The following is a 10767-nucleotide window of genomic DNA, read 5'->3' on the forward strand; positions in this document are numbered from 1 at the left end:
ACCCGGCGGTCGCCCGCCGCGACGATGCGCCCGCCATTGGCGGCTGAGCCGCCGTTCCAGGTGGTGACGATACCGCCCGCGCCCTCGATGATCGGAACCAGCGCCGCGATGTCGTAGGGCTTGAGGCCCGATTCCACGACGAGATCGATGTGGCCGGCCGCGAGCATGCAATAGGCATAGCAATCACAGCCATAGCGGGCGAGGCGCGCTACGCTCTCCACACGGTCATAGGCGCGCAGCTCCTCGCCGGCGAAGAGGCGCGGGCTCGTGGTGGAGATCACGGCGTCTTTGAGCGAGGCGCAGCGGCGCGTCATGAGCTTGCGTTCGCCGCCGGGGCCTCGATAGGTGGCGCTGCCGCCATCGCCGAAGAAGCGCTCGCCCGTGAAGGGCTGGTGCATCATGCCGAAGACCGGCTGGCCCTTGTAGGTGAGGCCGATCAGCGTGCCCCAGGTGGGAAGGCCTGAGATGAAGGCGCGCGTGCCGTCGATGGGATCGAGCACCCACACATAGTCGGCATCCGCGTTCTCGGACCCGAACTCCTCGCCGATGATGCCGTGGGTGGGGAAGTTGCGCTTGATGAGATGGCGCATGGTGGCTTCGCTCGCCCGGTCCGCTTCCGTCACCGGATCGAAGGCGCCGCCGCGGGACTTGTCCTCCGACGCAATGGCCGTGCGGAAGAACGGCATGATCGCCTGGCCGGATGAGGTGGCGAGCTCGTTGACGAAATGCGTGAAGTCGATGAGCCCCATGCCCGGATCCCCTCTTTAATCGTATCGGCCGGCCTTGGCCTGCTGTCGTTCCGCTTTTATCAAGCGTTTTGCGCGCGGCAAGTGAGCAGCGACACGATAAGGACAAGACGCCGATGGATTCTGCAGCCAAGGTTGCTCCCACCCGCTCGGAAACCGCCGTGTTTCTCATTGCCTCGCTGGTGGCGATCTACGCGGTGAGTCAATTCCTGCGCAATTCCATCGGCGTCATTGCCAACGATCTGGCCCGCGAGCTGTCGCTCTCCGCAACCCAGACCGGCTTTCTGTCGAGCGCCTTCTTCTTCACCTTTGCGGCGGTTCAGATCCCCATCGGCATTCTCATCGACCGCTACGGCCCGAAGCGCGTCATGCTCACCACGGCCGTCATCGCAGTCATCGGAACAGTTCTCTTTGCGCTCGCGCCCTCGGCCTCGCTGCTGATCGCCGCCCGCGCTCTGATGGGGCTTGGCTGCTCCACCTTCTTCATGGCGCCGCTCGTGATCTATGCGCGGCGCTTCCCGCCGCAGCGCTTTGCGAGCCTAACCAGCATCCAGATGGGTGGGGCCAATCTCGGCACGCTCGCCGCCACCGCGCCATTGGCGGCCTCGGCGGCGGCAATCGGCTGGCGCGGATCATTTCTCGTCGTGGCAGCGATTACGGTGATTCTGGCCCTTGTGATCGTCTTCGCCGTACCGAAGGATGCCGACACCACTAAGGGGCGGGAGAGCTGGGCCGAGGCCTTCCGGGGTGTCGCGGCTGCCGTGAAGGTGCCGTCCTTCCGGTCGGTCTTCTTCATGCACCTGACCACCTATTCCTGCTTCGTCTCTATCGTCGGCCTCTGGGGCGGACCATGGCTGACCGATGTGCATGGGGCGGACCTTCCCACGCGCGGGCGCATCCTGCTCCTGGGGGCAGGGGCCCAGATCTGCGGCATGCTGTTGTGGGGCGCGATGGACCGGTTTTGGGGTAGCTACAGGAGGCCTGTTTTCCTCGGCGGCGCGACGGCGGTGCTGATGATGGGGATCCTGGTCTTCGTGCCGCTCGATCTCACCCTGGTCTCGGTCTGGTTCGTCCTTTTCGGCTTGAGTGTGTCTTATACGCCGATCCTGACCTCACACGGGAAATCCCTGTTCCCATCGCATCTGACCGGGCGGGGTATCACACTAATGAATATCGGTACCATGGGCGGGGCTTTTCTCTCCCAGAGCATCACGGGCGTTCTGATCGACCTCATGGGACGCTCGGAGACGGACGCCTACTCGCCGGAAGGGTATCGGCTTGTTTTTGCAGCTCTAGGTAGCTGGCTGCTCTTGAGCCTGGTCTTTTATTTCAAGGCTATTGATCCGCATCCAAGCAGATATGCGCCTAAAGCATAACAAAATCGGAATTCTCACTTGATTTTTGTGCGGCGCGAAGCCAATATTGCAGTGCGATATGGCGATGGCGTCGCCTTATCGTAGCCCTTCTTGGGCGTTTCCTCCCTAAACTTCGGGCCGCTCAAAGCGGCCTTTTTCTTTTCCGGCACAGGCGCCCGAAGACTATTCCGCCGCGATGGGCCGGGTCGTCAGCTCTCCTTCGAGATCCGCAAAAACCTGGATGAAGGCCTGGGACAGATCATCCGCCAGGGTCGCGAAGCCAGATTTCTTCTCCATGCTGCGCTCGTCCATGTAGAGCGCCCGGTTGATCTCCACCTGCAGCGCATGCCGGCCGAAGGCCGGCTCCCCATAATGCTCGGTGATGAAGCCGCCCGCATAGGGCTTGTTGCGCACCACCGTATAGCCACGCCCCCTGAGGGCTGCTTCCACGAGATCGATCAGGAGGCTGGCGCAGGAGGTGCCGTAGCGGTCGCCGAGAACGATATCGGCCTTCGGCCCATCGTCCCGGCTCACACTGGACGAGGGCATGGAGTGGCAATCAATCAGGATGGCGTGGCCGAACAGGTCGGCCGTGCGGCGCACGAGCTGGCGCAGAGACCGGTGATAGGGCTTGTAGAGCCATTCGATCCTGTGCAGGGCCTCATCGACGGCTAAGCGCGAGTGGTAGATCTCCTGTCCGTCGGCGACGATACGGGGAATGGTCCCCAAGCCCCCCGCCACCCGCATGGAACGGGTATTGGCAAAAGGCGGAAGCCTTCCGTCGAACATGCGGGAATCGAGCTCGTAGGGCTCCCGGTTGAGGTCGAGATAGGCCCGGGGAAAGCGAGCAGCCATGAGCGGCGCGCCCAGCTCAGGGACAGAGGCGAAAAGCTCGTCCACATAGGCGTCCTCCGACCGACGCAGAGCCACGGCGTCGAGGCGGGACGCGGCCAGGAAGGAAGCCGGATAGACGGCTCCGGCATGGGGGGCATTGAAGACGAAGGGAATCGTCTGCGCCGCGGGCTCGCTGAGGACAAAGGGGGGATCGAACTCGTCGACGATGGCTGGCCGCATGAAAATGGCTGTTCTTGAAGAGAAATGGCGTTTCTCGATAGTGTAAGGCAGCCGCGCCGCCTGTCCACGACAATATCGTGGGGGTGCTGCGTCGTTCCTTCACGGGTTATTTACCCGTCGGCGTCATGAAGACGTGAGATTCATTCGCCACGATTCGGGGCTTGGCAGCCGATGAAGATTCTTCTTGCCGAAGACGACAATGACATGCGGCGCTTTCTGGTGAAGGCGCTGGAGAACGCAGGCTACGAGGTGGCCCCGTTTGACAACGGCCTTTCCGCCTATAACCGCCTGCGCGAGGAGCCGTTCGAACTTCTCCTGACGGACATCGTCATGCCGGAGATGGACGGTATCGAACTGGCCCGTCGGGCCACCGAACTCGACCCGGACATCAAGGTCATGTTCATCACCGGCTTCGCCGCCGTGGCCCTGAACCCTGATTCCCAAGCTCCGAAGGATGCGAAGGTGCTTTCCAAGCCCTTCCACCTGCGTGATCTGGTGAGTGAAGTCGATAAAATGATGGCAGCCTAAAAAAGGTTGCTCATCATGACTTGCGCATATGCCCACTTCTGGGTATATCGCCCCCCACAGCCGAGACGGGACGTCAAACATCACCGTTTCCCGGGCGCGTAGCTCAGCGGGAGAGCACTACGTTGACATCGTAGGGGTCGCTGGTTCGATCCCAGCCGCGCCCACCATTTTCTTTTTCCGGCCTTCCCGAAGGGCCGCAGGAGACCGGATATGAAGATCCGTAACTCGTTGAAGTCGATCCGCGGCCGTCACCGCGACAACCAGCTGGTGCGTCGCAAGGGCCGGGTCTACATCATCAACAAGACCCAGAAGCGCTACAAGGCTCGCCAGGGCTAAGTGCGCTGCGGCAACGCCGCACACACTTTTATGAATTGACCGCGCATGCCGGGATCCTAAAATCCCGGCATGCGCTTTTTTGCGTCTCTGCTGACCCTCATCCTAAGCTTGGCCACGTACCCCTTGAGTGCGCAGGAGGCTGCTCGGCCCAAAGCTCCGTCCAAGGATGAGGCGCCTGCATCCCGTCCAGCTCCCAAGCCTGTCACCCTCGATGACCTGTTCGACCGCCTCGCCAAGGCCGGGTCCGAGCGGGAGGCTGAAGGGATCGCCAATTTGATCGAGCGACGATTCTCTCGCTCCGGCTCCGACACGGCGGACCTGCTCCTGAGCCGGGCCACCGAGGCCTTCACCGAGAAGGATTATCCGCTCGCCATCGAACTGCTCGACCGGGTGCTGGCCCTCCAGCCGAATTGGGCGGAGGCCTGGTATCGTCGGGCGACAGTCTTCTACCAGATCGACGATCCCGTCGGCGCCATGGCCGATCTCCATCGCGCCCTTAAGATCGAGCCTCGCCACTTCAATGCCTGGACAGGGCTCGGTCATATCTTCATGGCCTCGGATGACAAGGCGAGCGCGCTCGAGGCCTACCGGCGCGTACTGAAGATCAACCCTCAAGAAACGAGCGTCCAAACCATTGTGACCCGCCTCCTCCCGAATGTAGACGGGCAGGATCTCTAACCCACGGACCACGATGAGTTTCGTCTTAAGTCTCCTGGCTGCACTCCTTTTCCTTGTCGTGGCCGGGGCTTTGTTCACCCATGCTTACGGCTGGATCATCGGGCGGCGCTATCCACCCACAGGACAGTTCATCGAGGTGGATGGCTGTCGGCTTCACTACAGAGATGTCTGGCCGGAAGGAGAGCCGCGCGGCGCCATTGTGTTGCTGCACGGGGCCTCGTCCAACCTCGTCGAATCCATGCTCGGCCTCGGGTCGTATCTTGCGCAAAGCTACCGTGTCATCGCCTTCGATCGGCCAGGCCATGGCTGGAGCGAGAGAAAAGGGGGCTTAAGTGGAGCCAAGTCCGAGAAACAGGCGGCGCTGATCGCGAGCGCCTTACGCAAACTCGATGTGCGCAACGCTGTGATCGTCGGACATTCCTGGTCCGGCGCCATCGTACCGCACTTCGCCCTGGACCATCAGGACGTGGCAGGCGCCATCCTCGTCCTTGCGGGAATCACGACGCCGTGGCCCGGCGGCTATATCGGCTGGTATCGACGCTTCATTGCATCCTGGGCAGGCTGGCTTCTCATGCGCACGGTCGCGCTGCCCGTCACCCTCATGCTGCGGCCCTGGATGAAAAGAAAGACCTTCGCACCTCAAAAGCCGCCACCCGGAATCGTCCGCAGAGGCTTCATCCCGCTCGCCTTCCGGCCGCGTGCCTACGAGGCCAACATGCAGGACTTTGCTGTCATGTACGATGCGGTGTCACGCCAAAGCGACCGCTATCACGAAATCCGCATGCCGGTGATCGTCGTGGCGGGGGATCGCGATGAGATCGTCTGGACCGATCTGCACAGCCGCGCTTTCGCTCATACCGTGCCTGGCGCGAAACTGATCCTGATGCCGGGCATCGGGCATATGCCGCAATATGCCGATGGAAAGCGGGTCCTGGCCGCCATCGAAGAATTGGCGGAGCGGATTGCAAATCCGGAATGTCTTTCGCAAACCTCATCCTGAGGCAACCGTCAAGGTGCGTCTCAGGATGAAGGTCGAGAATTGGATATGCTTGAGGCGCTGATACGCCTCAGGCTTGAGCCGCGTGCTCCTGATTGACGAACGCGATGCGCACCATGTTGGTGGCGCCCGGTGTGCCGAAGGGAACGCCCGCCACGATGATGATACGGTCGCCCACCTCCGCATGGCCTTCGCGTACGGCGAATTTGCAGGCGCGGAACGCCATGTCGTCGATGTCGCTCGCATCCTTGGTGCGGATCGAGTGCACGCCCCACACGAGCGCGAGACGGCGGGCCGTGTCCTGGCTCGGAGTCAACGCAATCAGAGTGGAATTCGGACGCTCGCGTGCGATGCGGAAAGCCGTGGAGCCTGAGGACGTCCACGCCGCCATTGTCTTGAGGTTGAGCGTGTCGGCGATCTGGTGCGCGCCGGCAGCAATCGCGTCGGAGCCCGTTGCTTCCGGCTGCGTATTGAGGGTGCGCATGATGGACCAGTAGTTCTGGTCCTGCTCCACCTCCTCCGCGATGCGGTTCATGGTGGCGACAGCATCGACGGGATACTGGCCCGAGGCGCTTTCCGCCGAGAGCATCACCGCATCCGCGCCGTCATAGACGGCGGTGGCCACGTCCGAGACCTCCGCGCGGGTCGGCACCGGCGAAGTGATCATGGACTCGAGCATCTGCGTTGCCACCACCACGGGCTTGCCGAGGCGGCGCGCGGCACGCACGATACGCTTCTGGATGCCCGGCACTTTCTCCAGCGGCATCTCGACGCCAAGATCGCCGCGCGCGACCATGACCGCATCGGAGATCTCCATGATCTCATCGAGGCGGGCAATGGCCTGCGGTTTTTCGAGCTTCGACATGACGAGCGCGCGCCCGCGTGCGACCTTCTTCACTTCGGCCACATCCTCAGGCCTCTGCACGAAGGAGAGGGCGATCCAATCGACGCCGGCATCCAATGCAGCTTCGAGATCGGAGCGATCCTTCTCCGTCATGGCGGCAACGGGGATTGTGGTATCCGGCAGGCTCACGCCCTTGCGGTTCGAGATCTTGCCCGCGACCTCCACGGTTGTCGCGGCGGAGCCCTGCTTCACGCTCTTCACGCGTAGGCGCAGCTTGCCATCGTCGATGAGGACCGTGTGGCCGGGCTCGAGGGAGGAGAGAATTTCCGGATGGGGCAGGTGGACACGATCCTTGCCGCCCATCGTCATGTCGGCATCGAGCGTGAAGGTCTGGCCTGGCACCAGCATGGCACTGTCGCCCTCGAACGTGCCCACGCGAAGCTTCGGGCCTTGCAGGTCAGCGAGAATGGCGATGGGGCGCTTGTACTTCGCTTCCACCGCTCGGATCATCGCGACGCGCTCTTTCAGCTTCTCGCGCGGCAGATGACTCATGTTCAGGCGGAACACATCGGCGCCGGCCTGAAAAAGCTTCTCGATCATCGCCTGAGACTCGGAAGCCGGTCCGAGAGTTGCGAGAATCTTGGTCCGCCTTGAGCGTTTCATGGTTGCGTCCCCCCACGGTTCGTGTCTGTCAGCTGAATGGTCCAGCTCTTTTGTTCACCGGTATCGACTTCGAAGAACCCGCTGCGATCGAAGCCCCGGGCCAGGCAATCTTCCGTGCCGCGGATCGTGAATTCCCGCTCGCGGGTGCACATGAAAGATCGTCCACTCCATTCGCCACCCCGGTCGTAATCGATGGCGTAGATGTAATAGAAACGGCCGCCGAGCTGGCCCTTGAGCAGGGTTTCACAGCCCCGGGCGGTCAGGTTCCACCAGCCTTCCGTCACCCAGCCCTGCGCATCGCGATAGCCGAGTGCGATGCCGACGCGGCTCGACGTCATGTTGCACAGACGCAGGTCCGCGCGCGCTGGAGACGCGGCAACGAAGAGACCGCCGGCCAGGAACACGGTCAGCGCAAGGCTTCGCTGCCAGCCGGAAGCCGATATGAGGATCAGAGCCTTCATGGATGTTGATTCGGTCAACGAGTCAGGAATGAAATCGCACAATGCTTCGAGAACTATGTCGAATCCTTGTCGGTCAGAAGACGGATCGCATCAAGATAAAAAGCAGTTTCTATTGACATTTAGTCGGCTGAAACACGTTGGGCGGCTCTCGAATGGCAGCGGAAAAGGCATTCCTCTTTGTTTGAGGAGGGCGCGAGGGGGCTTATGCCTCGGGACGTGCCACCCAAATTCCCAGCAGAATCAACGCGCCGCCTGAGGATTGGATCAGGGTCAGCGGCTCGCCCAGGATGATCCAGCCGAAAACGGCCGCAGCCATCGCCTCGAGAAAGATCACCAGGGACGAGAACACCGGGGGCAGGCTGCCGAGTGCGATCGAGAGGAGACCCTGGCCGCCCGCATGGCTGACATAGGACATGGCAAAGAGTGATGCCGCGCCATGCCAGGTCTGAGGCAACACGCGGCTTTCGAAGATCAGGGCCACGATGAGGAGAAGGGCTGCGGTGATGAGGCTGGTTTCAAAAGTCACCCGCGCCGCGCCGGCGGTCTTGCGGGCCTTGCTGGCGACAATGAAGTAAAGGCCGAAGAAGAAGGCCGTGGCGAGGCCGTAAAGATCGCCTTCGAGGCGGGCAGGATCGGCCTGCAGGCTCTCGCCGATCAAGGCCGCGCCGCCGAGAAGGCAGAGACCCAAGCCGATAAAGGTGCCTCGCGAGACCTTCTGCCGGAGCACGAGCCAGACCACCAGCACCACGACGAGCGGGGCCATGGTGGCAAAGAAGGTAGCGTTCGCCACCGTGGTCTTGAGGATGGCGAGGTGCCAGACCAGGAGATCGCCCGTGAAGACCAGCCCTCCCAGAATCGCAGCCTTGGAAAAGGGAACACGCGGCGCGTCCATAGGCGCCTTCCTCTCCTCGATCCGCATCCAGGCATAGAGCAGCGGCAGGCACAGCGAGACGCGCCAGAAGGCGCTGGCGAAAGGCCCCACATCGGCAGGCGCCCCGCCCATGCCAGCGGAGGCGAAGCGCACGAAAATCGGGGAGATGCCCATGGCCACTGCGCCGAGGCAGAGAGCTGCAAAAGCGGAGGCAAAGCCGGTCTCGGCACGTGCCGGGGTCGAGGTGGAGGACATCTTCTTTTCGCGAATCTCTGTTGCGCGGATGGTCGCGTTGTCAGGGGGCGACGTGCAGGGTAAGGATTTTCCCCCACCGATCAATGTCTCGTTTGTCAGCCTTTCATCATGTCCGCCTCTGCCGCGCTCAAGAGCGCCGAGCCCGCCCTTGAGCCCCATCCTGTCGAGATCATCGAGGGTGCTCTCGAATCCGGCCTCCTCCTTCTCTGCGACCACGCCTCCAATGCCGTCCCGCCGGATTTGGGCGACCTAGGCCTGCCGGAGAGCGAATTCCGGCGTCACATCGCCTATGATATCGGCGCCGCCGCGGTCACGCGTTCGCTCGCCCGCCGTCTGAACGCTCCGGCGATCCTCACGCAATTCTCCCGCCTGGTCATCGACCCCAACCGGGGCCGGGACGATCCGACGCTCGTGATGCGCCTCTCCGACGGTGCTGTGGTGCCGGGCAATGCCAAGGTGGACGAGGCGGAGATCCAGAGGCGCATCGGGCGCTTCTACGATCCCTACGATGCTGCTATTTCCACAGCAATCCACAGGGCCATGGCGGCAGGCCATCCGCCCGCCATCGTGACGGTGCACAGCTACACGGCGGTCTGGCGCGGCTGGCCGCGCCCCTGGCATGTGGGAATCCTTTGGGATGCGGACGAACGCTATGCGAAGCCCCTTCTGGAGGGCCTGATGGCCGAGAGCGGACTCGTTGTCGGTGACAACGAACCTTATGATGGGGCGCTTGCCGGTGACACCGTCGACCGGCACGCCACGATCCGCGGCCTCGCCAATGCATTGATCGAGATCCGGCAGGATCTGATCGCCTCGGACGAGGGGGCGGAGGAATGGGCCGAGCGCTTCGCTCGCCTTCTGAAGCCTTTGTCCGAAAAGGCCGATCTGCGTAAGCCTACGATTTTCGGCACGCGCACCCGCGAGCGCCTGCGCCAGCTTTGAACGGAGGGCTCCCATGAAGGATCTCGATGCCACGACCTGTACGGAACTCGAGGCGGCCGCCTTCCGCAGGCTTCTGGAGCACCTGCGCGAGCGCACGGATGTCCAGAACATCGACCTCATGAATCTCGCAGGCTTTTGCCGCAACTGCCTTTCGAACTGGCTGAAAGATGCGGCCGACGCCAAGGGCGTGGCGCTCTCCAAGGAGGAGATTCGCGCCTACGTCTACGGCATGCCTTACGAGGAGTGGAAGGAGCGCTATCAGAAGGAAGCCTCTCCCTCACAATTGAAGAATTTTGAGGAATCGAAGCCGGAGCATTAAAAGGGCTTCAACTAAATCCAGAGTATCACTGGCGCCAATGCCACAATCTAAAGGGGCTTCATCATGGATGACGCAGCTTTCAACACCGAATCCGTCGCGGCCGACCAGCTGAAGGCCTTCATTGAGCGCATCGAGCGCCTCGAAGAGGAAAAGGCCGGTATCGCCAATGAGATTGTCACGTACACCTATCTCTCCCGATAGGATTTGCGACGACAAACCAAGGGTTTAGGGACGTCAGCACTAGCAGGATAATCCTGATATTGATTGGCCCATCACCATGCACGTCCGCTAAACCACTTTGCACTGGCAAAATCGGTTCGAGTGGCGAGGCTGTCGCAGCAAAGGCTACCTGCGCGACACCGAAGGATTAGGAGATAAATTTATGAACCAGCATACGATGCCCACAGCTGAATTCGATACGAGCAGCGTTGCTGCAGATGAACTGAAGCAATTCATCGAGCGTATAGAACGGCTTGAGGAAGAAAAGGCCGGAATCCAAGGAGACATCAAGGAAGTTTTTGCTGAACTCAAGGGTCGTGGATTCGACGCAAAGGCAGTAAGGTCTATTTTGCGGATCAGAAAACAAGACCATTCTGAGCGACAAGAGCAGGAGGCTATACTCGAGCTCTACATGCAGGCACTTGGAATGGTTTAACTAGCCAAGACCTGAAATGTGATGCCGAACTTCTTGCGTAACA

General features: G+C 61.6%; 13 protein-coding genes, 1 tRNA gene and 1 pseudogene. 10 read left to right on the plus strand and 5 right to left on the minus strand.

Annotated features, from left to right (window positions below; genetic code table 11):
• Positions 1 to 749, minus strand: a 749-nt coding sequence (gene hisN, locus AA309_RS23185) for a histidinol-phosphatase (protein ID WP_047191404.1), incomplete at its 3' end; no start/stop codon positions are given.
• Positions 750 to 862: 113 nt separating this feature from the next.
• On the opposite strand from hisN, the gene AA309_RS23190 reads away from it, so the two are divergent.
• Entirely contained in the window at positions 863 to 2122 is a 1260-nt protein-coding gene (locus AA309_RS23190) for an MFS transporter (protein WP_047191405.1), read from the plus strand.
• A gap of 162 nt (positions 2123 to 2284) precedes the next feature.
• Here the strand turns inward: AA309_RS23190 and AA309_RS23195 are convergent, their stop codons facing one another.
• The gene (locus AA309_RS23195; protein ID WP_047191406.1) at positions 2285 to 3175 is read right to left on the minus strand and encodes an N-formylglutamate amidohydrolase; all 891 of its coding nucleotides are present in this window, start codon (positions 3173 to 3175) and stop codon (positions 2285 to 2287) included.
• A gap of 171 nt (positions 3176 to 3346) precedes the next feature.
• Here AA309_RS23195 and cpdR point away from each other — a divergent pair, with 171 nt between their 5' ends.
• From cpdR to AA309_RS23220, 5 genes are all read left to right on the plus strand, one after another.
• Positions 3347 to 3703 carry a cell cycle two-component system response regulator CpdR gene (gene cpdR / locus AA309_RS23200; protein WP_047191407.1) on the plus strand — a complete coding sequence of 119 codons (357 nt, stop codon included), beginning with the start codon at positions 3347 to 3349 and terminating at the stop codon, positions 3701 to 3703.
• 92 nt (positions 3704 to 3795) lie between these two features.
• Positions 3796 to 3870, plus strand: a tRNA-Val gene (locus tag AA309_RS23205).
• 43 nt (positions 3871 to 3913) lie between these two features.
• Complete coding sequence (gene ykgO, locus AA309_RS23210) at positions 3914 to 4039, plus strand: type B 50S ribosomal protein L36 (RefSeq protein ID WP_009763379.1); 126 nt, start codon at positions 3914 to 3916, stop codon at positions 4037 to 4039.
• A gap of 69 nt (positions 4040 to 4108) precedes the next feature.
• On the plus strand, positions 4109 to 4717 hold the full coding sequence (locus AA309_RS23215; protein WP_047191408.1) for a tetratricopeptide repeat protein: 609 nt from the start codon (positions 4109 to 4111) through the stop codon (positions 4715 to 4717).
• 13 nt (positions 4718 to 4730) lie between these two features.
• On the plus strand, positions 4731 to 5717 hold the full coding sequence (locus tag AA309_RS23220) for an alpha/beta fold hydrolase (protein WP_047191409.1): 987 nt from the start codon (positions 4731 to 4733) through the stop codon (positions 5715 to 5717).
• Positions 5718 to 5784: 67 nt separating this feature from the next.
• On the opposite strand, the gene pyk is transcribed toward AA309_RS23220, so the two are convergent.
• From pyk to AA309_RS23235, 3 genes are all read right to left on the minus strand, one after another.
• A complete protein-coding gene (gene pyk / locus AA309_RS23225) occupies positions 5785 to 7221 on the minus strand; it encodes a pyruvate kinase (protein WP_047191410.1) in 1437 nt (478 codons plus the stop codon).
• Positions 7218 to 7673: a DUF1036 domain-containing protein gene (locus AA309_RS23230; RefSeq protein WP_425286901.1), complete on the minus strand. Its 456-nt coding sequence runs from the start codon at positions 7671 to 7673 to the stop codon at positions 7218 to 7220. Before AA309_RS23230 ends, pyk begins: the two co-directional genes overlap by 4 nt.
• A 211-nt stretch (positions 7674 to 7884) precedes the next feature.
• The gene (locus AA309_RS23235) at positions 7885 to 8808 is read right to left on the minus strand and encodes a DMT family transporter (protein ID WP_047191412.1); all 924 of its coding nucleotides are present in this window, start codon (positions 8806 to 8808) and stop codon (positions 7885 to 7887) included.
• Between the two features lie 108 nt (positions 8809 to 8916).
• On the opposite strand from AA309_RS23235, the gene AA309_RS23240 reads away from it, so the two are divergent.
• The 4 genes and pseudogenes from AA309_RS23240 (at position 8917) to AA309_RS23250 (ending at position 10724) form a co-directional block, all read left to right on the plus strand.
• Entirely contained in the window at positions 8917 to 9750 is an 834-nt protein-coding gene (locus AA309_RS23240) for an N-formylglutamate amidohydrolase (RefSeq protein ID WP_047191413.1), read from the plus strand.
• Between the two features lie 13 nt (positions 9751 to 9763).
• Positions 9764 to 10069 carry a DUF1244 domain-containing protein gene (locus AA309_RS23245; protein ID WP_047191414.1) on the plus strand — a complete coding sequence of 102 codons (306 nt, stop codon included), beginning with the start codon at positions 9764 to 9766 and terminating at the stop codon, positions 10067 to 10069.
• 63 nt (positions 10070 to 10132) lie between these two features.
• Positions 10133 to 10243: pseudogene (locus tag AA309_RS33445) on the plus strand (GapR family DNA-binding domain-containing protein); the annotation flags it as partial.
• 223 nt (positions 10244 to 10466) lie between these two features.
• Positions 10467 to 10724: a DUF2312 domain-containing protein gene (locus AA309_RS23250; protein WP_200902037.1), complete on the plus strand. Its 258-nt coding sequence runs from the start codon at positions 10467 to 10469 to the stop codon at positions 10722 to 10724.
• The last annotated feature ends 43 nt before the right edge of the window (positions 10725 to 10767 follow it).

This window comes from Microvirga vignae (assembly GCF_001017175.1).
GTDB classification, from domain to species: domain Bacteria; phylum Pseudomonadota; class Alphaproteobacteria; order Rhizobiales; family Beijerinckiaceae; genus Microvirga; species Microvirga vignae.